This is a genomic window from Streptomyces sp. NPDC036984 (assembly GCF_055607665.1).
In genome coordinates this window covers 41,416-64,592 of sequence record NZ_JBVJRL010000014.1, presented here as the reverse complement: position 1 = coordinate 64,592, position 23,177 = coordinate 41,416, and the positions used below count along the sequence as shown (strand labels likewise).

The 23,177-nt window shown below is 71.0% G+C and carries 21 protein-coding genes and 2 pseudogenes; 12 read left to right on the top strand and 11 right to left on the bottom strand.

The window, feature by feature from the left end; all coding sequences use genetic code 11:
• Positions 1-718 precede the first annotated feature (718 nt).
• Positions 719-4,657: a CHAT domain-containing protein gene (locus tag ACZ7DL_RS24465; RefSeq protein ID WP_470777019.1), complete on the bottom strand. Its 3,939-nt coding sequence runs from the start codon at positions 4,655-4,657 to the stop codon at positions 719-721.
• Positions 4,658-5,172: 515 nt separating this feature from the next.
• Between ACZ7DL_RS24465 and ACZ7DL_RS24460 the strand changes: the two genes are divergently transcribed.
• On the top strand, positions 5,173-5,568 hold the full coding sequence (locus ACZ7DL_RS24460; RefSeq protein WP_470777017.1) for a luciferase domain-containing protein: 396 nt from the start codon (positions 5,173-5,175) through the stop codon (positions 5,566-5,568).
• An 83-nt stretch (positions 5,569-5,651) separates the two neighbouring features.
• Here ACZ7DL_RS24460 and ACZ7DL_RS24455 read toward each other — a convergent pair whose 3' ends face one another.
• On the bottom strand, positions 5,652-6,431 hold the full coding sequence (locus ACZ7DL_RS24455; protein ID WP_470777015.1) for a DeoR/GlpR family DNA-binding transcription regulator: 780 nt from the start codon (positions 6,429-6,431) through the stop codon (positions 5,652-5,654).
• A 146-nt stretch (positions 6,432-6,577) separates the two neighbouring features.
• Between ACZ7DL_RS24455 and ACZ7DL_RS24450 the strand changes: the two genes are divergently transcribed.
• Together ACZ7DL_RS24450 and ACZ7DL_RS24445 are read left to right on the top strand one after the other, a co-directional pair.
• On the top strand, positions 6,578-7,459 hold the full coding sequence (locus tag ACZ7DL_RS24450) for an SIS domain-containing protein (RefSeq protein WP_470777013.1): 882 nt from the start codon (positions 6,578-6,580) through the stop codon (positions 7,457-7,459).
• A 33-nt stretch (positions 7,460-7,492) separates the two neighbouring features.
• Positions 7,493-8,347 (top strand): annotated as a pseudogene (locus ACZ7DL_RS24445) (class II fructose-bisphosphate aldolase); the annotation flags it as partial.
• A gap of 165 nt (positions 8,348-8,512) precedes the next feature.
• Here ACZ7DL_RS24445 and ACZ7DL_RS24440 read toward each other — a convergent pair.
• Positions 8,513-9,646 (bottom strand): methyltransferase, encoded by a 1,134-nt coding sequence (locus tag ACZ7DL_RS24440; protein ID WP_470777011.1) that lies wholly within the window; start codon positions 9,644-9,646, stop codon positions 8,513-8,515.
• A 67-nt stretch (positions 9,647-9,713) separates the two neighbouring features.
• Between ACZ7DL_RS24440 and ACZ7DL_RS24435 the strand changes: the two genes are divergently transcribed.
• Complete coding sequence (locus tag ACZ7DL_RS24435; protein WP_470777009.1) at positions 9,714-10,364, top strand: alpha-ketoglutarate-dependent dioxygenase AlkB family protein; 651 nt, start codon at positions 9,714-9,716, stop codon at positions 10,362-10,364.
• Between the two features lie 292 nt (positions 10,365-10,656).
• A complete protein-coding gene (locus ACZ7DL_RS24430; protein WP_470777007.1) occupies positions 10,657-11,904 on the top strand; it encodes an ROK family protein in 1,248 nt (415 codons plus the stop codon).
• Here the strand turns inward: ACZ7DL_RS24430 and ACZ7DL_RS24425 are convergent.
• The 6 genes from ACZ7DL_RS24425 to ACZ7DL_RS24400 all read right to left on the bottom strand — a co-directional run bounded on the left by ACZ7DL_RS24425 (position 11,901) and on the right by ACZ7DL_RS24400 (position 15,315).
• A complete protein-coding gene (locus ACZ7DL_RS24425; protein WP_470777004.1) occupies positions 11,901-12,323 on the bottom strand; it encodes a hypothetical protein in 423 nt (140 codons plus the stop codon). The genes ACZ7DL_RS24430 and ACZ7DL_RS24425 overlap by 4 nt on opposite strands.
• A 178-nt stretch (positions 12,324-12,501) precedes the next feature.
• Entirely contained in the window at positions 12,502-12,690 is a 189-nt protein-coding gene (locus tag ACZ7DL_RS24420) for a DUF1272 domain-containing protein (protein ID WP_470777000.1), read from the bottom strand.
• Positions 12,691-12,807: 117 nt separating this feature from the next.
• Entirely contained in the window at positions 12,808-13,719 is a 912-nt protein-coding gene (locus ACZ7DL_RS24415; RefSeq protein ID WP_470776998.1) for a phosphotriesterase family protein, read from the bottom strand.
• Positions 13,716-14,294: a DUF4865 family protein gene (locus ACZ7DL_RS24410; RefSeq protein WP_470776996.1), complete on the bottom strand. Its 579-nt coding sequence runs from the start codon at positions 14,292-14,294 to the stop codon at positions 13,716-13,718. Before ACZ7DL_RS24410 ends, ACZ7DL_RS24415 begins: the two co-directional genes overlap by 4 nt.
• Positions 14,295-14,323: 29 nt before the next feature.
• Positions 14,324-14,719, bottom strand: coding sequence for a (R)-mandelonitrile lyase (locus tag ACZ7DL_RS24405; protein ID WP_470776994.1), 396 nt, complete (start codon positions 14,717-14,719; stop codon positions 14,324-14,326).
• A gap of 5 nt (positions 14,720-14,724) precedes the next feature.
• The gene (locus tag ACZ7DL_RS24400; RefSeq protein ID WP_470776991.1) at positions 14,725-15,315 is read right to left on the bottom strand and encodes a TetR/AcrR family transcriptional regulator; all 591 of its coding nucleotides are present in this window, start codon (positions 15,313-15,315) and stop codon (positions 14,725-14,727) included.
• A 190-nt stretch (positions 15,316-15,505) separates the two neighbouring features.
• Here ACZ7DL_RS24400 and ACZ7DL_RS24395 point away from each other — a divergent pair, with 190 nt between their 5' ends.
• Positions 15,506-15,796, top strand: a complete 291-nt coding sequence (locus ACZ7DL_RS24395) for an SHOCT domain-containing protein (protein WP_470776989.1) — start codon at positions 15,506-15,508, stop codon at positions 15,794-15,796.
• Positions 15,797-16,428: 632 nt separating this feature from the next.
• On the opposite strand, the pseudogene ACZ7DL_RS24390 reads toward ACZ7DL_RS24395, so the two are convergent.
• Both ACZ7DL_RS24390 and ACZ7DL_RS24385 read right to left on the bottom strand, forming a co-directional pair.
• Positions 16,429-16,995, bottom strand: a pseudogene (locus tag ACZ7DL_RS24390) (ATP-binding protein); the annotation flags it as partial.
• 206 nt (positions 16,996-17,201) lie between these two features.
• On the bottom strand, positions 17,202-17,525 hold the full coding sequence (locus ACZ7DL_RS24385) for a hypothetical protein (RefSeq protein ID WP_470776987.1): 324 nt from the start codon (positions 17,523-17,525) through the stop codon (positions 17,202-17,204).
• Positions 17,526-17,830: 305 nt separating this feature from the next.
• Between ACZ7DL_RS24385 and ACZ7DL_RS24380 the strand changes: the two genes are divergently transcribed.
• From ACZ7DL_RS24380 to ACZ7DL_RS24355, 6 genes are all read left to right on the top strand, one after another.
• A complete protein-coding gene (locus tag ACZ7DL_RS24380; protein ID WP_470776985.1) occupies positions 17,831-18,955 on the top strand; it encodes a PLP-dependent cysteine synthase family protein in 1,125 nt (374 codons plus the stop codon).
• 231 nt (positions 18,956-19,186) lie between these two features.
• Entirely contained in the window at positions 19,187-20,389 is a 1,203-nt protein-coding gene (locus ACZ7DL_RS24375; RefSeq protein WP_470776982.1) for an ATP-binding protein, read from the top strand.
• Positions 20,386-20,787: a roadblock/LC7 domain-containing protein gene (locus ACZ7DL_RS24370; protein WP_470776980.1), complete on the top strand. Its 402-nt coding sequence runs from the start codon at positions 20,386-20,388 to the stop codon at positions 20,785-20,787. The genes ACZ7DL_RS24375 and ACZ7DL_RS24370 overlap by 4 nt, the downstream gene beginning before the upstream one ends.
• The gene (locus ACZ7DL_RS24365; RefSeq protein WP_470776979.1) at positions 20,784-21,158 is read left to right on the top strand and encodes a DUF742 domain-containing protein; all 375 of its coding nucleotides are present in this window, start codon (positions 20,784-20,786) and stop codon (positions 21,156-21,158) included. The genes ACZ7DL_RS24370 and ACZ7DL_RS24365 overlap by 4 nt, the downstream gene beginning before the upstream one ends.
• Complete coding sequence (locus tag ACZ7DL_RS24360; RefSeq protein WP_470776977.1) at positions 21,133-21,735, top strand: GTP-binding protein; 603 nt, start codon at positions 21,133-21,135, stop codon at positions 21,733-21,735. The genes ACZ7DL_RS24365 and ACZ7DL_RS24360 overlap by 26 nt, the downstream gene beginning before the upstream one ends.
• 94 nt (positions 21,736-21,829) lie before the next feature.
• On the top strand, positions 21,830-23,134 hold the full coding sequence (locus ACZ7DL_RS24355) for a cytochrome P450 family protein (protein ID WP_470777272.1): 1,305 nt from the start codon (positions 21,830-21,832) through the stop codon (positions 23,132-23,134).
• Positions 23,135-23,177 lie beyond the last annotated feature (43 nt).

Genomic DNA, 23,177 nt, shown 5'->3' with positions numbered 1-23,177 from the left:
CGCCCCAAACACAGGCACCAGCTGCGCAGATAATCCCCTGCACGCGGGCCAGCACACGGGTCGCGGCAGCCGTCAACTCATCGCGCACGGGAGCTTCCAGCGTCTTGACGAAGGGATCCCAGCAAACTCCCAGATCGAGCCCGTACCTGCGGCGTATCTCCGCGGACAGTGAGATGAGCGCGTTTCCGAGTGCGGTGGGCAGCAGCGGTTCGGGGTCGCGCGGGCGTGGATACCGTGCCGACGCCGCTCGCCTTCTCGCGGAGCGCCAGCCGCTCTGCACACGCCAAGCATCGAGGTGATCGCCGCTCAGTCCCGGAGGTGCCTGACGGACAGAAGCGAGGGCGGTGCGACGGGCGTGGTGACGGGCGGTTCGACGCCGGGTGTGTGCCAAGGCGAGTCGGGAGGTACCCCAGTGGCCCGCGAGTATTTCGAGCACGAAGCTGGCCGATGAGGACAGGGCCCACGCGGAGACCACGACGAGTGCGGTCGCTGTCGAGGAGAGGACGATCGGGCCGACAGCGCCCTGCCCGGCCATGGTGCACAGCTTGTTCGCTGGAACCATCGATGCGTGGCACGGACGTACACGGGCGCTTCTGGGCCAGAGCAAGATCAGCGTGCCCGCGAGCCAGAACATCAGCAGAGGACCGCCCATTGCGGCGCTCCATCGCTTCGCGATCGGCTCGATAAGCCCCTTTACCAGACCGCCCATGGCCGCCGCCTACGTGAGAACGAACGCGTCGTAGGGATGCGCCGGGCAGCAATCGGCATCAAACGGGGAGTCCGTGTCGCCGGGTGCTTCCTCGGAGCAGTCGGGGACCGGGCATGTCCACTTGAACGTGGATGGTTCCGGACCCGGGAGACTCGGGAAGATCGGCATCCGAAACCGCGAAACGCCGGCAGAGGTCTCAACCGGAAAATCCGTGGCATCGGGCAGGTCGGCGACTGCGGACCCAGAGGGGATTCTGGACGTCTCGGCGGGATGCCCGAGGCCCTGATGGACGAAAGCGGCCCATGATGTGGGGTCTCCGGCCGCAGTCCTAGCCTTGGGCCCGCTTGCCATGGCCCTGGCACGCCCTTCCCGCAGTGCCCGGAGTTGCGCGGTGCGTAACGCCTCGGCGGGCGGCATGCCGTCCAGGTGGAGCATCGCGTGAAAGTCTCGCATCAGCGCGGCGGTCGCCGCGTCCTCGACTGTCCATAAGGAGCCCACCACTGCCGCCGCCCCTGCCGCGGCGAACGCCGTGGTCAGGCTCAGAGCACCGTCGTAGTGAGTTCCGGGAACGGCTGTGGCACATGCGGACAGGACGACGAGCGGCTTGAACCGCGGCCCGTTGTCCTCCCGCTCCGCTTGCTCAAGAAGCCGGGCGACACTCAGCCGCTGCCCGTTGGCCAGCCGCAGATACGAATCGGTGGCGGGTATCCGGCTCATTGCGTGGCAAGCGAAATGGGCCACCGGAGAGGCCGACCCGGATCCTGCATCGCTCAGTGCGGCGAGCACGGCACGGGGTGTCGCGGGTGTCGCTCCCTCCTCACCGGATGCGCCGAGACGCTGTCCTTTGGGGTAGTACCAGCGGTGAATGTCCTCGCCCTCCTGACGGGCGTGCGGCAGGTCCCGAGTCGGGTCTACGACCACCAAGCCATTGTCGGCGAGCGGCGCGAGCGACCGACCGGTGAACCAGGACAGCGCGGACGCCGACGGCGCGTAGCTGATCGCCATCGACTCGATGGCGAAGCGGTGCACCCAACCGCCGGACCCCTTCACGCGCCGACGGGCCGCGTGCCACGGGACCAGCGCGAGCGTTCCGGACGGGATGAGGACGATACGGGGCGTTCCGCCGACTCTCAGGGACACGAGATGCCTGGAGAGTTCTTTGATTGCCGCTGTCCAGGCCCAGTCACAGACTCTGCGTAGCGCGGCCCGCCAGGTGCGGGAGGGACCGGCAGTGGGGGAGCGCAACAGCTTGTCGTGTTCGGCTGCGAAGGCGGCCAGATCGGGATGGTCGGGGCGGAGGAGAGGAAGTTTCAGCGAAACGATGCGTCCGTCCCGGTGCACCATGAGAGCCCACCCGTGGTTCCGTCCTGGGAGGAGATGCACTACGGCGTCGATGGAGAGAGACCGGCACAGCGCGGCTACAGCCTCGGGCGTGGGTGCGCTCCTGAACTCGTCCAAAGCGTTTTGCACGGTGCCGGTCAGGCCGTGCGGCAGGGCGGGGACAGGGTCTGTGGGGAGGAACCGGGGCAATGAGGGGCGATCGCCGCCGAAGGGAACACTGGCCGCTTCCAGAGGCCGCAGCCGGTGGGCGTTCTGCAGCGGAAACCCCCGTCTTGCGAGCCGGTCGGCGATCGAGTCTGCTCCGGTGGCCGCGTTCGTGATCACCGCACGACCCGATTCGGCGACTTCGAATGCCATGCGGGGCTCGCCGGCCTCCAGACACCACCGAGCCAATGCTGTCGCTTCCCGTGTGATGTGCCGAGCCTGTTCGACAGCGCTGGCCCGGGGATGCCGCGTCACGACGTCGACCACACGGTGGCACAGCTCGTCGCGGACCGTTTGAGGGCTTTGACGGAGAACATCGAAGGTCCGCGGCCGACGATGACGGCCGGTCTCGACGGCTCGCTTGCCAAGCAGAGCCCGGGCTCGTTGCCACACGGGACGGTCCAGACGGACTGGGCGCGCGTCATGGTCGAACTGCCTCAAGCGATATGCCTCGTCGAGGATCGCCGTCATCGCACGTGCCAGCAAATCGGCCGCCTCGGCCGTGAGAGTCTCGTCGGCGTCGTGGCTGTCCAAGACGTTCAGCAAAGCCGCTGCGGCGTCCTCGAGTGGATCGTCCCCGTGGTCGTTCATTACGGAGGCCGCCGGCGTCATCGCGTGTACCTCGGCAAGGATCAGCTGTGCGCGGCCGTACTCGACTCTCAGGAAGGCGAGTTGCCCCCGGGTCTGCCCTGGCCACTTCACACAATGATCGAGGAGCCGTGACGCGCATTTTGCATCGGCTGACGCACGCAGCACCTCGGCACGGGAAAGGAGGTACTGGGCGAGGTCAAAAGCGGTGGCGAGATGAGCGCCGTCCCGTCCTGCTGTCGCACGGAGTTCTTCGGCTGCGATGCGTACGGCTGTGTCCAGGGCGCGCAGGTCGCTGCTCCGTAGATACTCCGCGTGGAGCGCCGCGGCCAGAGCCGCCCGGTCATCGCCTTCTTCCAGAAGGGTGCGGGCTGTCCTCAAATCGCCGTCCGCACTGGTGAGAAGGTACCTCCACAGCAGAGCCTCTCCGAGACGGCCGAGCAACGATACGTGCTCAGGAGTCCCTTCGGGCAGAGCATCCAGGGCCTTTGCGCCGGCCCGCACCAAACTCTCCAGGCTGTCCTGGTCGCCGCGCTGTGCGAAGCGGAGTCTCAGCGCGGAAACGAGGATGCCGGTCCACTCGCCCCACTCGGCTGGGTTGCGCTCCCGGCCTTCTGCTACGGCTTGTCCCAGAGCCCACACTGCGCTGTCAAGAGCCAGCGGTTCTCCCGAACTGTTGTGCACACTGAGCCAGGTGTAGCCGAGACTGGCGTGCATGGCCGACGGAGTGGCAGGACGCCCAAGGAACTGTGGCTCCTCGTCGATGAAACGGTGCAGTCGGAGAGCCCGGTCCAGGTAGGTGGAGTGACGCGAGGTCGCGTAATGCTGTCGCTGCACTGCACCGACCAGGCGTAACCACTCCAATCGTGTTGAGCGGCCGGTCAGCGGTGCGGCAGTGACCCGACCAGGGTCTGCCGCCTCCCACAGCGCGTCGGCCGCCGCCCCGAGGTCGGCCGGATCACCCTCGGTGTCGTACCGCGTCCAGAGCACTGTGCCCAGCAGGCTCAGCCACGTCACCAAGTGTTTCGGTTCCTCGGCCGCACGAGCGATCTGGACGGCCGTCCTCGCGTGGTCGACCGCACGGGTGAGGTCCTCCGACTGCCCGTTGACGTCGTGGCGCAACAGCAACGCCTGAGCCAAGTCGCCGAGTACGAGACTCCACCGCCAGGGGGGTGCTGCATCCGTGAAGGACTCGATCGCTTCCCTGAGCATGTCGACGGCCTGGCCCAGGTCATCGGGGGTGCGAGAGCGAGAGGCATGGGAGAGCCAAGAACGACCTCGGGAGGCGAGCCGGGCGTACATCGCGAGATCAGGGTCGTCGGCAAGGGGAAGCGATGCGTCGAGCGCGTCTCGGATCACGATCACGCAAGGCAGGAGAAGGGACGTGGAAATCTCGCCGGTGTAGCCGTCGGCGGCATCCAGAGCGGCAGGCCGAGGCGCCTGGAATGCCGTCCGGCTCCCCTCTTCCGACTCCAGCGCCACCAGCAGACTGGGCAAGTCGTCGAGCCCGTCAGTGTCGGAGTGATCTTCGGTGAGTACCGGAAGGACATCGGCCCGTCCCGACCGGTGCTGGAGACGCCTGAGCCGTGAGCGCAGCACAGTAGCTGTGGACCCGAGGGCGTCGGCAGCGCTGAGCGCGGCAACCGCAGCGAGAAGAGCCTGATCGTCGCCGGTGTTCTCATAGGCGTCGAGAGCACGCTCACCGATCAGGTTCGCCCGGGCCCCTCGGGGAAGTTCCCGTTCAGGGGGTCCGAGCCAATGCTCCGTCAGGTGGTCCACGAGAGCGTCGTACTGCTCACGGCGCACTTCGGTCATGGCTGCCCCTCCCCGCCCTGCCTGGCAACGCAGGCACATTACCCACAGGCCGATCGCTGCACGAGGCATTTGCCTCAGGCCGGAACGGCTGCGCAGCCGCGACGAGAGCGGTCGGACTCGCTGGGCCCCCGCGACAGCCAGAGTGAGCCTGCCGCTCCATCGGTCTTTCCGGCTTGCTCCATGGCCGGGCCGGCGTGGTCTTGGACCTTCAGCGACATGAGCGGTGTCAGCGGTCCGTTGACGCGCCTCTGCTATGCCTGATTGCACACGCATGGGTGGTGTGCGGGGCGGGCCGGTCGGTGTCGGGGCGGCGGGGCACGGGCGGTCGCCTTGCCGTGGGTGGGTCTACCTGTGGTTCTGCGGGGGATGTCCGTCGTGTGGCGGCAATCGCCGTCGGGGCGGGCCTGTTCGACGTGGGGATGTGCGTGCGGGCTCCGGGGCGCGTGGCGGATACAGGTCGGTTAATGCTTGCTCACGAGCTGGTTGCGGGCGGGTGAGCGCGCCATGATGGCCCCATGACGTTGGCCTCGCGCGCACTCGCGCAACTGGCGACATGGCCGGACCTGAGACAGGCCGTGCCGAGCTGCGGCCTGGGAGAGGCGGTGAGTTCGGCCGAGGGGGAGATCGCCCATTTCCATTCCGAGCGTGATGTCGACCTGCGGCTCACCGACCGGGCCATCCGGCGGTTCGCCAAGAACCTCAAGTGCTCGGGGGCGATAAGGATCGTGCCCGGCTCGCAGTGGGTGACCCTGCGCCTGGACGCCGCGAGCGACGTCGACTTGCTGCTGACGCTGGTGAGCGTGGCGCTTCAGGCGCAGCAGACGTGGCCCGACCCGGGGGACCGCCCGGTGGTCGGCTGCAACGACCAGCGGGGCGCGGGGTTCGTGAAGGCCGACCTCGGCGGCATCTGAGACGGCCCGGGGCGTGTCGGCCGACCTCAGCGGTACAACCTGAGCAGTAGTACGCCCTCGGTCGTGGTCGCAGCCGCCGCCTCTCACACGGTCAGCACCCTGACGCCCGCCTCCTCGAACCGCCGTACCGTGTCCTGGTCGACCGCCGTGTCCGTCACGAGCGTGTTCACCAGTTCCGCTCCGCAGATGCGGGCGAACGCCCGGCGGCCCAGCTTGCTGGAGTCGGCGGCGACCACCACGCGTTCGGCGCGCTCGCACAGCAGACGGTTGATGGCGGCCTCCGCCTCGTCGTGTGCCGCCGCCCCGTGCGTGGCGTCGAAGCCGACGACCCCGAGCACGGCCACGTCCAGCGTGATCTGGCTCAGCACGCCGTCCGCGAGCGGGCCGATGAGCTCGTAGGACTGCGCACGCGCCACCCCGCCCGTCACCACGATCTTGAACTGGGGGCGTACGGCGAGCTCGTTGGCGATGTTGAGCGCGTTGGTGACGATGGTCAGGGCCGGCGAGCCGGTGGCGAGGTCGCCGCGTACGGCCAGCGCGCGGGCCACCTCCGTGGTCGTCGTACCGCCCGTCAGCCCCACCGCCTCACCCGGTGCGACGAGTTCGGCCACCGCCCTGGCGATGCGCTGCTTCTCCGAGGCGCGGCGGGCGGTCTTGTAGCGCAGCGGGAGTTCGTACGACACCCCGTGCACCACCGCTCCGCCCCGGGTGCGGACCAGCATCTGCTGTTCGGCCAGCTGGTCGAAGTCCCGGCGGATCGTCGCCGCCGACACCGCCAGTTCGGCCGCCGCCTCCTCGACCTCCAGCCGGCCGCGCTCCACGAGCAGTTCCAGCAGCGCCTTCCAGCGGGCGTCCCGCGACATCCGCAGCCTCCGTTCTCCGATCGGCTCTTCGGTCGTCTCCGATCTCCCGGCGACCCTAGCGCACCCCGCCCTGCGTCCGAATGCTTGATTGTGCTCGAAACCTCGCTATATCTTGCAGGAACAATCAGCAAGGGGAGGGTATGGGCATGACCCATGTCGAGAACGAGCTGAACAGCCAGCCCGAGTGCTGGATACGGGCGGCCGAGCAGACGGGGCGGCACCGGAGGGCGCTGCCGGAGGCGGGGGAGCGGGTCGCCGTCGTCGGGTGCGGGACGTCGTACTTCATGGCCCAGGCGGTCGCCGCGCTGCGCGAGGGTGCCGGGCAGGGCGAGACCGACGCGTTCGCCGCGTCCGAGTTCCCGTACGGGCGACCGTACGACCGGGTCGTCGCCCTGACCCGCTCCGGCACCACCACCGAAGTCCTCGAACTACTGGGCCGGTTGCGGGGGCGTGCGCGCACCACCGCCGTCACCGCCGACCCCGGCACCCCGGTCGTGGACGCCGCCGACGACCTCGTCGTCCTGGACTTCGCCGACGAGCGGTCCGTCGTGCAGACCCGGTTCGCGACCACCGCACTCACCCTCCTGCGCGCCCATCTCGGGCTGCACACCGACGCCGTCGTCGCCGACGCGCGCACCGCCCTCGACACTCCCTTGCCCCAAGGGCTGGTCGCCTGCACGCAGTTCACCTTTCTCGGGCGCGGCTGGACCGTGGGACTCGCCAACGAAGCCGGCCTGAAGATGCGCGAGGCATCCCTCTCCTGGACCGAGGCGTATCCGGCGATGGAGTACCGGCACGGCCCGATCAGCGTCACCACCGAGGGCACGGCCACCTGGATGCTCGGCGCGGCGCCCGGCGGACTCGCCGAACAGGTCCGCGCCACCGGGGCGCTGTGGATCGAGGGAGAGCTCGACCCGCTCGCCGAACTCGTCCGCGTCCAGCGGCTCGCCGTCGCCGTCGCCGCCGCCCGGGGACTCGACCCCGACCAGCCGCGGCACCTCACCCGCTCGGTGATCCTCGCCCCCTGAGCCCGCCGGCCCCGTCCCGGAAGGACATCTCACGTGCCCCTCGCGTCCACCGGCGAGCTGGTCACCCGGGCCTCCGCCGCCCGCTCAGCCGTCGCCGCGTTCAACGTCATCACTCTGGAACACATCGAGGCCGTCATCGCCGGCGCCGAGTCGGCCGGCTCACCCGTGGTCCTCCAAGTCAGCGAAAACGCGGTCAGGTTCCGCTACGGACGGCTCCTGCCGCTGGCCCGCGCAGCGGTCGCCGCCGCCGAACGAGCCACCGTACCCGTCGCTCTGCACCTGGACCATGTGCAGAGCGACGACCTGCTGCGCCAGGCGCCCGAAGCCGGGTTCGGCTCGGTGATGTACGACGCGGCACGCCTGCCGTACGCCGAGAACCTCGCCGCGACCCGCGCCGCCGCCGACTGGGCGCACAGCCAAGGGCTGTGGATCGAGGCCGAGTTGGGACAGGTCGGCGGCAAGGACGGCTGCCCTCCGCTGGACGCGCACGCGCCCGGCGCCCGTACCGAACCCGGCCGGGCGCGGGACTTCGTCGCCGGCACCGGCGTCGACGCCCTGGCCGTCGCGATCGGCAGCGTGCACGCCATGACCACCCGCACCGCCGTGCTCGACCACGGCCTGCTCGAGCGGCTGTCCGCCGCGCTGAGGGTACCGCTCGTGCTGCACGGCTCCTCCGGCGTGCCGGACGACGGACTGGTGGCGGCCGTGGGCGGCGGCATCGCCAAGGTCAACGTCGGGACCGCCCTCAACGTCGCCATGACCGGGGCCATCCGCGCCTTCCTCGCCGCCCACCCGGAGGCCGTCGACTCCCGCAAGTACCTCAGCGTCGGCCGGGAGGCGATGGCCCGCGAGGTGGCCCGGATCGTCGGCGTCCTCCGCCGTACTGCACCTAGGGGGCTTCGTTTGGATCAGCCCGGGTCCGCGACGCCCGGCACGGCACCTCGCCGCGTTGTCGGACCACCCGAGTACGCCCAGTACGCGGGTGATCCTCCGCCTTGCGATGCACCGCACCATGCGCCGCGGCCTGATCCGACCTGATCCAAACGAAACCCCCTAGCCCCTCTTGACGGCCTTCAGCACGACGAACTTCGGGTCGCTGGCGACGAGTCGGCTGTTGCCGAAGAGCCGCTTCAGCTTCACGTGGTAGCCGAGGTGCCGGTTGCCGATCACCCACAGCTCGCCGCCCGGCCGCAGCGCGCGCTTCGCCCCGGTGAACATCCGCCACGCCGTCGCGTCCGTGGTCGCCTGGTGGGAGTGGAACGGCGGGTTGTTCAGGACCAGGTCCACGCTGCCGGGCGCCACCCCGGCCAGTCCGTCCCCGACCCGGAACTCGGCGTGCCCCGGCACCCCGTTCGCCTTGTACGTCGCCTCCGCCGAGGCCACCGCCTGGAACGACTCGTCCACGAACAGCACCTCGGCCGCCGGATCGGCCAGCGCCACCGCCGTACCGACCACGCCGTTGCCGCAGCCCAGGTCCACCACGCGCCCGGCCCCCGGGCCCGGCAGGTGCTGGAGGAAGAAACGGGTGCCGATGTCCAGCCGGTCGGCGCAGAAGACGCCCGCGTGGTTGACCACCGTGCGCCCCGAGACCACGCCGACGCCGTCCGGGAGGGCGTAGCTGTACGGCCACGGGTTCGCGGGCCGCTCCAGCGCCGGGTCCGGGGTGCAGAAGATCAGCCGGGCCTTCTGCCGGGCCAGCGAGGTCCGGGTCGGCCCGAGGATCCGCTCGAACAGCTGAAGCGTCGAGTTGTGGATCTCCTTCACCATCCCGGTGCCGACCACGACCGTGCCCGCGTGCACGCCGGGAGCCAGCCGCAGCAACTGGTCCTCCAGCAGCGCCAGGCTCTTCGGCACCCGGACCAGCAGCACGTCCACCCGCTCCGGCGGCGGGTCCTGCGTGGTGAGCAGCCGTACGGCACCCGGCTCCACACCCGCCCGCGCCAGGTTCGCCCGGCTCGCCTCCTGGCTCAGGAAGGAGTCGGTGATCTGCGTCGGCCGGTGCTCCGCCAGCGCGGTGACCAGGGTGCCCCAGCGGTCCCCGACCACCACGACCTCGCCCGTGAGCGGCACTCTCTCCTCGGCGAGATGGCGCAGCAGGTACGCGTCGGACGCGTCCCAGGCACGCAGCCGGTCGTGGGGATCCTCGGGGAAGCGGGTCAGCTCGACCTCGCCCCACGGTGTCGTCATACGGTCGCTCATCGTGCGTCCAGGCTAGCGGAGCCGCAGATCAGAGGCCGTGGGGCAGGATGGGGCCATGGAGGCCGAGCTGTTTCCCCGGGAGCGCACAAAGGTCGCGCCGGGCGCCGTGCACGTCCCGGACTGGCTGACCGCCGACCGGCAGCGCGCCCTGCTCGCCGCCTGCCGGGAGTGGGCGCGGCCGCCGGCCGGGCTGCGCACGGTCCGCACCCCGGGCGGCGGCACGATGACCGCGCGCCAGGTCTGCCTGGGCTGGCACTGGTACCCGTACGCCTACGCCCGCACCGCCGTCGACGGCGACGGCATGCCCGTGAAACCCTTCCCGGACTGGCTCGGCGAGCTGGGCCGCCGTGCGGTGGCCGACGCGCTCGGCCCGGACGCCGTACCGGCCGCGCCGTACGACATCGCGCTGATCAACTTCTACGACGGCGACGCCCGCATGGGCATGCACCGCGACGGCGACGAGAAGGCGGACGCGCCGGTGGTCTCGCTGAGCCTCGGCGACGGCTGTGTGTTCCGCTTCGGCAACGCCGAGACACGCGCGAAGCCGTACACCGACATCGAGCTGCGCAGCGGTGACCTGTTCGTCTTCGGCGGCCCGTCCCGGCCGGCCTACCACGGTGTGCCGCGCGTCCGCCCGGGCACGGCACCGGACTGGCTGGGCCTGGCCGGACGGCTGAACATCACCCTGCGGGTGAGCGGCCTCTAGGCCCTGTCGTCACACTCCCGCCTGCCCCGCGACGCCATGCACGCACTCCTGCCGCACCGGGCCCTGCCTCAAGTACATCCCGTACGAGGGCCAGGTCGCACCGGGCCCTGCCCCAAGTAGATCCCGTACGAGGGCCAGGGCCCGGCACTCCCCGGCCTTCGGCCGGAGGACCCCCGGAGCACGCACCTGACGCCGCGCGGGCCGCCCTTCGGGCGGACGACGGGAGCGTGACGACAGGACCCGGCCGACGGCGCCGGCCACCCCGGGTGCGGATCATGGGAGACTCGCCCTCATGAGCGGCAAGGCGGATCCCCGGACAGCGGGGGAGAGGACCACCTCGAGGGCGCGGCTGGACCGGGGGCGCGGTGCCCTCGGACCCGCGCTGGAGCTGGTGCACACCGGGCGGGCGCCGACCCGGGCCGTGCTCACCGCCGAACTCGGCGTCACCCGGGCCACGGCCGGCGCGGTGGCCGCCGAGCTGGAGGCGCTGGGCCTGATCCGGGTGGACGCCCGGCCCGGCTCGGCGGCCGGCTCCCAGGGCCGCCCCTCGCACCGGCTGGAGGTCGCCGAGGACGGGCCGGTGGCGCTCGCGGCACAGATCCACGCCGACGGCTTCCGGGCCGCGCTGGTCGGCCTGGGCGGGCGTATCGTGGCGACCGCGCCCGGCTGCGAGACCGTCGACGCCGACCCGGCCAAGGTGCTCGGCTCCGTGGTCGAGGCGGGTGCCGAGCTGCTGCGCACGACCGGCCGGCGCTGCGTCGGTGCCGGGCTCGCCGTGCCGTCCGCCGTCGCGGAGCCCGGTGGTCTGGCGCTCAACCCCCTGCACGTGGCCTGGCCCGTCGGCGCGCCCGTCAGACAGATCTTCGCCGAGTGTGTGCGCGCCGCCGGCATCGCCGGGCCCGCGTTCGCGGCCAACGACGTCAACCTCGCCGCGCTCGCGGAACACCGGCACGGTGCGGGCCGGGGCGCACGGGACCTGCTGTGCGTGGCCACCGGGCACCGCGGGGTCGGCGGCGCGCTCGTCCTGGACGGCCGCCTGCACAGCGGCAGTTCGGGTCTCGCGCTGGAGGTCGGCCATCTCACGGTGAACCCGGAGGGCCGCCCCTGCCACTGCGGCAGCCGCGGCTGCCTCGACGTCGAGGCGGACCCGCTGGCCCTGCTGGTGGAGGCCGGCCGGGAGCCCGGCCCGGAGGTGTCGCTGCTCCAGCAGGCCAACGACCTGCTGCGTACCCAGTACGAGGACCCGGCCGTCCGCAGTGCCGCCGAAGCCCTCATCGACCGCCTCGGCCTCGGCCTGGCCGGCCTGGTCAACATCCTCAACCCGGACCGCATCATCCTGGGCGGCCTGCACCGCACCCTGCTGGACGCGGACCCCGGCCGGCTGCGCGCCGTGGTCGCCGACCGCAGCCTGTGGGGCCAGAGCGGCGGCGTCCCCATCCTGCCGTGCACCCTGGACCACAACAGCCTGGTCGGAGCGGCGGAACTGGCCTGGCAGCCGGTACTGGACGATCCGCTGGGGGCGCTGGCCGGGGGCGCCTAGTCCGCGGTGGTGCCCCAGTACGCTATGTGCGCGGGACCGTCCCCGTCGTACAGCACCGTGCAGTTGCCGCAGGCCCGCCCGGGGAAGGGCAGCCGGCCGGACTCCAGCGCGTCGTGCCATGCGGCATGCGTGGGCCGGCCGTCCGGGGCCCAGGATCTGATCTCGGCGTCGGTCAACGGCCGCATGAAGGGCCCGCCTTTGCCGTCCGTGGGCTCCACCATGATCGCCTGGTCGAGGACCGAGGCCGTACCTCCGGTGAAGATGTATTCCATCCAGTCCGGGTCGTCCCACAGTTCCTCGACGGTGCGTCCCGGAAAGCCGTGGTCGTCGCTCGCCAGCTCGCGCTCCTGCTCGCGCCGGAAGGCCGCCGCCAGATCACGCTGATACGGCCCCACCTGCCACCATTCGTTGCCGCCCACCCCAAGGCCTTTCGCCGCACTCTCACCGATCATGGGCAGGGTAGGACACGGCACCGACAAGGCATCCGGGCCGGAATCCGGCGGCCTGCCCACGCGAGGGCCGACGCCGGTGATCCGATGCGTGCCACTGCGTCTGCCTCGCGCCGTGCCGGTGGTGGCCCCTGCCGCCCTCACCTTCTCAGGCGGCCGCGGGCGTGCGGCGCGGCCTCGGCACCAGTTCGCCGCCGCAGTTGGGGCAGATCTGACCGAGGGCCGCTGCGCACGCCTCGCAGAACGTGCACTCGTACGAGCAGATGCGGGCCGGGCCGTCCGGCGGCAGCTCGGCGGTCTCGCAGCGTTCGCAGCGGGTGCGCATCTCCAGGGCCATGGGGTCTCGTCTCCTCGCGGGCGCGTCGGTGTCCTGTCCCTCCCATCCTCCGGACAGGGGCCGGCGTCGAAACCGTCCGGCGGGACAGAGATCCACGGGATCGGGCCACGGACGTCCTCAGGTCCAGTCGGCCCCGAACGCCTTTCCCGGATGCTCCGTGAGGACCCGGTCCACCAGCTCCGCGCCCACCGCCTCCGCCAGCCGCTGCCGGACCCGGCGCAGCAGATACGGCATCCCGGGACCGCCGTCGACCGAGCGCGCCCCGGCGACCACCGTGTCCCCACCGAGCAGCAGCCGGTCCCCGAACCCCGCCTCCGCCAGAGCCCGTACCGCCTCCGGCATCCGCCAGTCGGTGGCGTGGTGGGCGCGGGACGGCCCGTCGAAGGCGAGCCAGCAGCCCGACGCGGCGGCCTGCCGGTGGACCACCGAGTCCGGGGAGCGGTTCAGATGCCCGAGGATCACCCGCTCACCCGGCACGCCCAACTCGCCGCACAGCAGGTCGAGTACATCCAGGGCGCCGGTGCCCAGCTCCAGGTGCACGGCGATCGGCGCGCCGGTGGCGTGGTGCGCCTCGGCCGCCGCCGTCATGGTCCAGCGGGCGTGCGCGTCCAGACCGTGGAAGCCGCCCGCCACCTTGATGAGACCGGCGCGCACACCGGTCGCGCCTATGCCCTCGGTGAGTTCGGAGACGAACAGGCCGGCCAGCCGTCCGCCGCGCAGTCCGGTGAGCAACTCCGGCGCGTAGTGCGCCGCCTGGTGCAGTCCGGTGGCGCAGACGATCCGTACCCCGGCGGCCCGGGACAGCGCCGGCAGGTCCGCCGCCCGCCGTCCCATGCCGAACGGCGTCCACTGCACGACGGCCGCTCCGCCCGCCGCGCGGAACGCCTCCAGCTCGGCCCGGGCGGCGGAGACGTCGGCCAGCTCCTGCCCCGGCAACTGCGGGCTACGCAGGAAGAGATGGTCGTGCGCGTCGCACACGCCCAGCTCTTCCGGCCGGATGTCGCCGTGGACCGTACGGACGTGCCTCACCACTGGCGTCCGTGTGCAACCAGGTTCCGCCCGGGTGCGGACAGGTGCAGCACCTGGAAGACCTCGCCCTCCGCCTTGGGCGCGTCGTGCTCCCAGAGCGAGAAGTGCACCAGCTCCCAGCGGTGCGGGTCCACGGCCGCCGCGGCGAGCACGACCCCCTCCTCCGCGGCCCGGCGCTCCGCCTCGGCCACCGCGTCCGCCATCAGTGCCGTCAACTCGGCTCCCTCCGGGACCGTTTGGCGTCGGCGCACGGCGAAGGCGGGTCGGGCGGCGGTGCCCTCGGCGTAGGCCAGGCCGGTCCACTGGTGCACCGCAGGCCGGCCGAAGTCGTCGACGAGGTGCTGGAAGGCGCCGCCCCACAGGAAGCGGTTCATGCCCTCGATCGTGTTCCACAGGTAGAACGGCGCGTACTGGTTCACCGGCGAGCCCTGCACGCCCCGTTCGCGCATCAGGTACGTCTTGAAGCCGAGCCCTTCCCAGTCCTCCAGCGCGGGACTGACACGGGTGACCCGGGCACGGATGATGCCCATGTCGTAGTCGGCGGGCAGGGTCAACTCGTACTGCATGGCCTGCATCAGGCGTTCCTTACATGTGATGGGCCTGCTCAGCCCGGATAGTCGGCGGCGGACACATGGCAGCCCCACACGGCGACGGTGTCGTCCTCGGCGGCCTCCGTGACCGCGAGGTGCGTCATGAAGGTGCGCGGCCCGGCACCGTGCCAGTGCCATTCGTCCGGCTCGATCCACACGGTGTCGCCCGCGCGGATCTCCTGCACCTCACCGCCCTTGCACTGCACCAGCCCCTCGCCCGCCAGGACGTGCAGCACCTGGCCGTGCGGGTGCAGGTGCCAGGCCGTGCGCGCGCCCGGTGTGAAGTGGACGTTGAAGACGCGCAGCCGGGACGGGGCTTCGGGGACGGCTATCTCGTCCAGCCAGACCGTGCCGGTGAAATTCTCGGCCGAGCCCTGCTGGGTGTCGGGACGCCGCCTGGTGATGTGCATGCGAGTCAGTTCTCCTGTCCGGGAGTCGACGGTGTGAGCAGGGAGAGCAGTCCGCGCACGCCGGCGTCGAAAGCGGCCGGCGTGCCGGAGGCGCGGGCGAGGACATAACCGCCCTGTACGGTGGCCAGGACGGCGGCGCCGATCTCCGCGCCGTCCAGTCCGGGGGCGAACTGCCCCTGCCGCTTGCCCTCTTCGACGGTCTGGGCGATCAGCTCGCGGATGGCGGCGATCGTCTCGCCGACCGGCGCGCGCAGTTCCTCGTTCGCGATCACCTCCGGGTCCATGGTCAGCCGGCCGACCGGGCATCCCCGCAGCACGTCACGCTCGCGCAGCAGATACGCCTCGATGCGCTCGTACGGCGTGCCCGGCCCGCGGAGGACGCCCTCGGCGGTGGCCCGCAGCTCCTCGGCGGTGCGCCGGATCGCCGCCAGGGCGAGATCCGGCTTGCCCTTGAAGTGGTGGTACATGCTGCCCTGCCCGGCACCCGCGCGCTCCAGGATCGCCTTGGGGCTGGTGCCCACGTACCCGCGGTCCCACAGCAGCTCGCGGGCGGACTCGACGAGTCGTTCCGAGGTGCTCATGTCCTCACTGTACATACCAGTAGGTACAGCCCGCCAGTCCATCCGTGCGCGCGTCGCGCGGTCCCCCCGGAGCAGCCGCGCGTGACCGCCGTACTCCCTGGGGGGTACGCGTCCTGCCGCCGGCCGCACGACGACCAGGACCCGCCTCCCGAGGGAGTCTCGGGACATCACCCGAAGACCCGAACGACGAGGGAGACGACCCGAGATGCAGACCCTGGCGAACTGGGACGGCGGACCCGGACCCTGGATCCTGTTCTTCCCGCCGATCTGGGCGGCCGTCGTGATCGGCGCCGTCACCGTCCTGCGCCGCACCGCCTGGCGCGGGCGCGGCGGCTCCTGGCGGCCGGTCGACACGGGACGCCCGGCGGGCGACTCACCGCTCGCGGTACTCGGCCGCCGCTTCGCCTCCGGCGAGATCGACGAGGACGAGTACTGGCGCCGGCTGTCCGTTCTGGAGGAGCAGTTCGGCCGCGCGGGCAAGGGCGGTGTGGCATGACCGCGCGGGCGGCCACCCGTGCGGCGGAATCATCCGGTTGCCGATGGGAAGCCCGCCACCAGGAGGACGCCCCCGCCCGGAAAGCGGCGGGGCGAGAAAGCCGCAGCCGTTGACACGCTGGTCCCGGGACCCGGGTCCCGGGGCTCATGTGCCGGATCTGTCGTCGCCGAAGGTGACGGCGTGCCCGGTCAGCCGGCGACAGCCGACCGGGTGGGAGCCGGTGTTCCGGCCTTGGAGGAGGCGGGCGCGGGAGCCGTAGCGGGGACGGGGGCCGCACTCGCGGCCTGTGCCGGCCTCCCGGCCGGCGCCGTCCTTTCGACGGGAGCCGTACTGCTGGGGGGCGTCGCCGGCGGGACGGGCGCCGGCGTGACGGCCGCCGCCGATGGTTCGACGGCTGCCGCACTGGTGACGGGCGTTGCACTCGCAACCGGTGTCGACGTGACGGCGGACGCCTGCGTTTCGACGTGCTCCGTACCACTGACCGCTGCCGACCTCGCGACAGCCGCCGACCTCGCGACAGCCGCCGACCTCGCGACAACCGTCGACCTTCCGACGGACGCCACCGAAGCGCTCGCCGGCACAGGGGCCGCATCCGCCGCCACCGAAGCGTTCGCCGGCACAGGAGCTGTATGCCCCGCCGGCACGGAAGCGCTCGACGGCACGGAGGCACTCGCCGGCACCACGGCCCCCGCCGCGACAGGTGTCGGCCTCGCTGTCGGTCGTACCGTGCTCCGTGGTGAGCGGGCGGGATGGCTGCCGTTCGCTGCCGAGGCCGGCAGCAGCGTGAACCACACGACCTTGCCGTTCTCGCCGTCCGGCCGCGCGCCCCAGCTCTCGCTCACCGCGGCCACCATCGCAAGCCCCCGCCCGCACGTGGCCAGCGGGGTGTCGTCCGCCGTGTCCGTGACGTCCGTGACATCCGTGACATCGGCGGGTACCGGAAGGCGCGGATCGTGATCGCGTACCGAGACGGTGAGCCGGTCCGGCAGCAGCTCCAGCTCGACGGTGCACGACTTGTCGGGCCTGGCGTGCCGGTGGACGTTGCTCAGCAGCTCCGTCACACCGAGCGCGGCTCGGTCTATCAAGGGGTCCAGATGCCAGTAGCGCAACTGCGCAGATACGATTCTGCGGACCTGGCCGATCCGCGACGGCAGGGCTTGGAGCTCCACCGTGCAGTGCCTGCTTGGGTGACTGATCACGGCTGCGACTCCCCGATGTGAGGTCCGGGACGAACCGGAAGAACACGGAGAACAACGGATCCAGCAGGGTGCTTGCGTCCAAACGTCCGCCTGCTGTCATGGCCGGCGGGCTGGTTCGCAGCGTTATCGCCGGTAAACCCAGAGTGACGTGTGACCAGCGTGACGCAGCGGATGCGCTCACGCAACTCGCCGCGACGGTGTGCTGCTCAGCCGCCGCGTCCCGCCGCCTGGCGGACCGCCTCGATGAACCGCCGTGCCGCGGGCGGCCCCGGCCGGCCCGGCGCCGGGTCGTGCTCGCCCAGCGTGAGCAGATACCGCGTGCCGTTGACGTCGGCCAGCGCCCGGTCGTCCGGCGCGAACCACGGCCTGGAGGCGCGCACCGCCTGCACCGGCGCGCTGTCGATCTCGCTGCCGTAGCTGTTGAGCAACTGGAGCCTGCCGTCGCTGATCCGGACCTGCCCGGCCCGGGTGAGCGAACGCAGACGTTTGCCGATTCGCACGCCTGTGGCCGTGAACTCCGGCTCCGCCATGTTTCGCCGCCCCCTTGCGGTCTCCCCGTGGTTCGTTGGTGCGCCCCCGTCCGGGACGGTGGTCCCGTCGCGTGCAGTCTGCCCCGGCGCGGCGAGGAGCACCAGTACGCACGATACGTCTGCGACCGGCACCCGGAGCACTCACGCCCATGCGCCCCCGGATGGCTCGCACGTCTGTGCCCCAGGGCGTCTTTGGTTGGCCCAAAGATGCGTTTATGCAGGTGGGAAGCGGTGTGAAAGGTGCCTATGCTCGATATGCCGGCCCGCGCGAGGCGCCGTCGGTGATCACCGTAAGGAGCCCCGCCGTGAGCACCACCCACCAGACCAGGACCGGCGCCACCCTCGACGTCGACCGCAGTGACGCCGCCTACCGCAGTTGGCTGAAAGAAGCCGTTCGCAAGGTCCAGGCCGACGCCAACCGATCGGCGGACACGCACCTTCTGCGCTTCCCGCTGCCCGAGCGCTGGGGCATCGACCTTTATCTCAAGGACGAGTCCACGCACCCCACCGGCAGCCTCAAGCACCGGCTCGCCCGTTCCCTGTTCCTCTACGGCCTCTGCAATGGCTGGATCCGTCCGGACCGCCCGGTGATCGAGGCGTCCAGCGGCTCGACGGCGGTCTCCGAGGCGTACTTCGCCAAGCTGATCGGCGTCCCCTTCATCGCGGTCATGCCGCGCACGACCAGCGCCGAGAAGATCCGCCTGATCGAGTTCCACGGCGGACAGTGCCACTTCGTGGACGACTCCCGCAAGATGTACGAGGAATCCGCCCGCCTCGCGGTGGAGACCGGCGGCCACTACATGGACCAGTTCACCTACGCCGAGCGGGCGACGGACTGGCGCGGCAACAACAACATCGCCGAGTCCATCTTCCGGCAGCTGCGCCTGGAGCGGTTCCCGGAGCCGGCCTGGATCGTCGCCACGGCGGGCACCGGCGGCACCTCGGCGACCCTCGCCCGCTACGTCCACTACATGCAGTACGACACCCGGATCTGTGTCGCCGACCCGGACAACTCCTGTTTCTTCGAGGGCTGGACCACCGGCGACCCGGACGTCACCTGTGACTGCGGCTCCCGGATCGAGGGCATCGGCCGGCCGCGCATGGAGCCCAGCTTCGTGCCCGGCGCGATCGACCGGATGATGAAGGTCCCGGACGCGGCCAGCGTCGCCGCCGTCCGCGCGCTGGAGCAGGCCATCGGCCGCAAGGCGGGCGGCTCGACCGGCACCGGCCTGTGGAGTTCGCTGAAGATCGTTTCCGAGATGGTGGCCGAGGGCCGTACGGGCAGCGTCGTGACCCTGCTGTGCGACCCGGGCGACCGCTACCTCGACAAGTACTACTCGGACGCGTGGCTCGTGGAGCAGGGGCTGGACATCGCGCCGTACTCCGCGGCGATCGACTCGCTGCTGGCGACGGGCGTGTGGCCGGAATGAGCCGGGTCTTCCCCCCGGCAACCGCTGTCTGACGGGTGGGTGGCGGTGACGTGTGGGTTCGGTGACGGCTCAATTGAGGCTCTGGGCAAGCGGGTTGTGCCTGTGCGGCTGATAAGATCATCGCACTTTTGAGTGGGCTGACGGCGTGTCATGGACGCGTTCGGGGGGACAGTCTCAAAGGCACCATCGCGCACGCACGCTCTGGGCGCGATGCGACTTGAAGAGAGTCTCATGACGTCATTGACCCAGGATCCACTGCTGTGGATCTTGCTGGTGGTGCTCATCGCTGCGGTCGTCGCAGTGATGCGGGCCCGGAGAACCAACATGGCGCTCCGAAGAACGAGGAGGGACCTGGAGGCAGGGCTGGGGGAGGCCCGCGGCGATGTCGGCCAACTGCACACCCACATCGCCGCGCTGACCGCACAGCATCAGCGCGACCTCGCGGACGTACGGGCGGACGCGGAGGCGGCGACCAAAGCGGTGCTGAAATCCGCGATGGGAACGCTCCAGTCGCTCGCCGAGGAGCAGCAGGTACTCCTGGACGACCTGCTGAAGAAGTACGGCGACACCACGGAGATGCTGGCCGACCTGATGACGGTCGACCACACCGGCAGCCAGTTCGGCCGCCGCGCCAAGGGCATCTCCGTGCTGTGCGGCGGCTGGCTGGGCAGGCGGGAGGGCGCGGCCACGGTCTACGACGTCGCCCGCAGCGCCCAGGGCAGGATCAAGGACTTCAACCGGGTCAGCGTCCACTCGCAGGTCAACGTCTCGCTCGTCGGCAAGGCCGTCGAGCCGGTGGCCGTCGTGCTGGCCGAGCTGCTGGACAACGCGACGAACTACAGTGCGCCCGGAACGCCGGTCGAGGTCAACATCCAGGCCGTACCGACCGGTGTCTGCTTCATCGTGGACGACGCCGGCCTCGGCATGGACCAGGAGACCAAGGACCGGGCGGCGGCTCTGCTGTCCGTCGACGGCCCCGTCGACATCACCGGTCTCGGCGATCCGCCGCGGTTCGGCTTCGCCGTGTGCGGCATGCTCGCCGCCCGCTACGGCTTCGCCGTCTCCGTCGGTTCCGTGTCCCCCTACGGCGGAGTGCGTGCAGTGATTCGTGTGCCCGAAAGTCTCCTGGCGGCCGACGTTCCTTCCCCCGCGGCCGACGTGCAGGACACCGCGGACCCGGAGGCGGCCCCCCAGCGACTGGCGCCGGTCCCGGTCGTGGGCCCTTCGCACGTGGTGGGCACGACCTCCGGAGGTCTGCCCAAGCGCCGGCGACGGGGTGGCCCCGTCACGGTGGTCCCCGCCCTCGACGCCGCCGGCCAGGACGGGGCCCAGGAGCCGGCCAGCGAGGTCACGGCGTCACGGCTCGGGGCGTTCGCGCGCGGAACACAGCTCGGCCGCACCACGAACACCACGGAAGGACCTGACAACAAGTGAAGACCGACCTGTCCTGGGTGCTGAACGACGTGCTCGAGGTACGCGGAGCCCGGCACGCGATCCTCGTCTCGGGCGACGGCCTGCTGCTGCAGCGGTCGGACGACATCGCGCGGGACGACGCCGAGACGAACGCCGCCGCGATGAGCTCGATGCAGTCGCTGAGCCGCGCCGTCGCCGGGTTCGTGGGAGCGGGGCACGGCATCTGGAAGCAGACGCTGCTGGAGTACGACGGCGGCTGGATCTTCCTCATCGCCGCCGGTCAGGGGTCGTACCTCGCCGTCTCGGCCGCGCTGGACGTCGACATGGAGGCCATGTCGTTCCGCATGCAGAAGACGGTGGCCGGTCTGAGCAAGGCGATGAGCGTGGCGCCGCGCACGGACCATGGTGCCGGCGCATGACGACGCCCGGCGAGGAAGCTTCCGTCACCAGCGACTTCGTCCGCTCCTACGTCATCACCGGCGGCCGCAGGCTGCCGGCCTCGGACGACCTGGCGCTGCACACCCTGGTCACGCTGGCTCCCGAGCGGACCCCTCCGCTGGGGGCCGGCCCCGAGGTGATGGCCATCTGGCAGCTGTGCGCGGGCGGCTACCTGTCGGTCGCCGAGGTGGCCGGCCACCTGGCGCTGCCGGTGGGCGTGGCCAGGCTGCTGCTGACCGACTTATTCGAGCAGGGCCACCTGCTGCGCCGCGCCGAGCCGCCCCGGGCTCAGAACGTTGACAGAGCGACCCTCGAGAAGGTTCTGCATGGACTCCAATCCCTCATCAGCTGAGACGGCCCCGGGATCCATCTACGTCTCCAGCGCGGTGACCAACGCTGCGAAGATCCTCGTCGTCGGGCACTTCGCGGTGGGCAAGACGACCTTCATCGGCTCGCTGTCGGAGATCACCCCGCTGCGCACCGAGGAGAAGATGACGCAGGCGTCCCTCCATGTGGACGACCTCAGGGGCGTGACGGACAAGACCACCACCACCGTGGCCCTGGACTTCGGCCGTCTGACCCTCAGCGACGAACTCGTGCTGTATCTGTTCGGCACCCCCGGACAGCAGCGTTTCATGCAGCTGTGGGAGGACATGGCCCGCGGTGCGCTGGGGGCACTGTTGCTGGTCGACCCAGGCCGGCTGGAGGAGACCTTCCCCGTCATCGACCTCGTCGAGGGATACGGCCTCGAGTACGCCATCGCGGTCAACAGCTTCGAGCAGGGCAAGGCGTACGAGGAGGCGGAGGTCCGCGAGGCCCTCGACCTGCTCCCGGACACTCCCGTCGTCTACTGCGACGCCCGCGACCGGCAGTCCTCCGCCCGCGCGCTGATCGCGCTCGTGCGGCACCTGCTCACCCGAGTCGCCTGACACGCCAATCCGCCCGGACCATCGGCCCGGAGCCAGCAGAAGGAACCCCATGGACCGCCAGTCAGTCCCCGCTCCCACCGGGGCCAGATGCCCCATGCACGACGCCGCGTTCGCCGCCGACCCCCACCAGGTCTACGACCGGCTGCGCGCCCAGGGCCCGGCCGGGCCGGTCGAACTCGCGCCCGGTATCGACGCGACCCTGGTCGTCGGGCACGAGACGGCTCTGCGCGTGTTGCAGAACTCCACGCTCTTCGCCCGGGACGCCCGCCGCTGGAAGGCGCTGGCCGAAGGGCGCATCGGGCTGGACCACCCGGTGCTGCCGATGATGGCGTACCGGCCCAACTGCCTGTTCACCGACGGAGCCGTGCATCTGCGGCTGCGCAAGGCCGTCACGGACAGCCTGGCCCGGCTCAACATCACCCGGATCCGCAGGGACGTCGAGCCCATCGCCGACTACCTCATCGACCAGTTCAGCGAGCGCGGCCGGGCCGACCTCCTCAACGACTACGCCAAACTGCTGCCGCTGCTGCTGTTCAACAAGCTCTTCGGCTGCCCGGCGGACATCGGTGACACCCTCACCAGCTCCATGTCGGCGATCTTCGACGGCAAGGACGCCCTGCGGGCCAACGAGGAACTCACCGCCTGCCTCATGGAGCTGATCGCACTCAAGCGCCGTCGGCCCGGCGACGACGTCACCTCCTGGCTGATCCAGCACCCCGCGGGCCTGACCGACGAGGAGCTCAAGGACCAGCTGGTCATGCTGATGGGCGCCGGCGTGGAACCCGAGCGCAACCTCATCGGCAACGCCCTGCTCCTGCTGCTGTCACCCGACACGAGCGGACGCGACTCCGGGCTGCTGATCGAGGAGGCGATCGATCACGTGCTGTGGAACCAGACGCCGATCGCCAACTACGCCACCCACTACCCGGTCCAGGACGTGGACCTCGGGGGAGTGGTGGCGGAGGCGGGCACCCCGGTCGTCATCAGCTTCGCCGCGGCCAACAGCGATCCGGCGCTGGCCGAGGCCCGACGGACGCACAGCAAGGGCGCCCACCTGGCGTGGGGAGCCGGTCCGCACGCCTGCCCGGCCAAGGACCCGGCACAGGTCATCGCCGTCACCGCGATCGAGAAGATCCTCAACGCGCTGCCCGACCTGACGCTGGCCGTCCACGAGAAGGAGCTGGAGTGGCGGCCGGGTCCGTTCCACCGGGCACTGGTCACGCTGCCCGTGGCGTTCAGCCCGACGCCGGCCACCCGCATGGTCTCCGCGCTCCAGAACCGGACCGTCACCGCCGCGGCGGAGCAGCCGCTCCACTCGGCTCCGGCGCCCGCCACCCGTCAGGAACCGGCCAGGAAGAAGGGCTTCTGGAGTACGTTCTTGGACATCTTCCGGGTCTGATGTGCGGCATGTGACGGGAGCAACATTGTCAGGCGCATGATGA

Bases quoted from the DNA above. Each gene is read 5' to 3' on its own strand.
- ACZ7DL_RS24395 (WP_470776989.1), top strand. From the start codon at position 15,506: ATGCAGACCCTGGCGAACTGGGACGGCGGACCCGGACCCTGGATCCTG.
- ACZ7DL_RS24405 (WP_470776994.1), bottom strand. From the start codon at position 14,719: ATGCACATCACCAGGCGGCGTCCCGACACCCAGCAGGGCTCGGCCGAG.
- ACZ7DL_RS24440 (WP_470777011.1), bottom strand. From the start codon at position 9,646: ATGACGACACCGTGGGGCGAGGTCGAGCTGACCCGCTTCCCCGAGGAT.
- ACZ7DL_RS24460 (WP_470777017.1), top strand. From the start codon at position 5,173: ATGACGTTGGCCTCGCGCGCACTCGCGCAACTGGCGACATGGCCGGAC.
- ACZ7DL_RS24430 (WP_470777007.1), top strand. From the start codon at position 10,657: ATGAGCGGCAAGGCGGATCCCCGGACAGCGGGGGAGAGGACCACCTCG.
- ACZ7DL_RS24420 (WP_470777000.1), bottom strand. From the start codon at position 12,690: ATGGCCCTGGAGATGCGCACCCGCTGCGAACGCTGCGAGACCGCCGAG.
- ACZ7DL_RS24465 (WP_470777019.1), bottom strand. From the start codon at position 4,657: ATGACCGAAGTGCGCCGTGAGCAGTACGACGCTCTCGTGGACCACCTG.
- ACZ7DL_RS24400 (WP_470776991.1), bottom strand. From the start codon at position 15,315: ATGTACAGTGAGGACATGAGCACCTCGGAACGACTCGTCGAGTCCGCC.
- ACZ7DL_RS24365 (WP_470776979.1), top strand. From the start codon at position 20,784: ATGACGACGCCCGGCGAGGAAGCTTCCGTCACCAGCGACTTCGTCCGC.
- ACZ7DL_RS24355 (WP_470777272.1), top strand. From the start codon at position 21,830: ATGCACGACGCCGCGTTCGCCGCCGACCCCCACCAGGTCTACGACCGG.
- ACZ7DL_RS24360 (WP_470776977.1), top strand. From the start codon at position 21,133: ATGGACTCCAATCCCTCATCAGCTGAGACGGCCCCGGGATCCATCTAC.
- ACZ7DL_RS24450 (WP_470777013.1), top strand. From the start codon at position 6,578: ATGACCCATGTCGAGAACGAGCTGAACAGCCAGCCCGAGTGCTGGATA.
- ACZ7DL_RS24455 (WP_470777015.1), bottom strand. From the start codon at position 6,431: ATGTCGCGGGACGCCCGCTGGAAGGCGCTGCTGGAACTGCTCGTGGAG.
- ACZ7DL_RS24375 (WP_470776982.1), top strand. From the start codon at position 19,187: ATGACGTCATTGACCCAGGATCCACTGCTGTGGATCTTGCTGGTGGTG.
- ACZ7DL_RS24385 (WP_470776987.1), bottom strand. From the start codon at position 17,525: ATGGCGGAGCCGGAGTTCACGGCCACAGGCGTGCGAATCGGCAAACGT.
- ACZ7DL_RS24435 (WP_470777009.1), top strand. From the start codon at position 9,714: ATGGAGGCCGAGCTGTTTCCCCGGGAGCGCACAAAGGTCGCGCCGGGC.
- ACZ7DL_RS24410 (WP_470776996.1), bottom strand. From the start codon at position 14,294: ATGCAGGCCATGCAGTACGAGTTGACCCTGCCCGCCGACTACGACATG.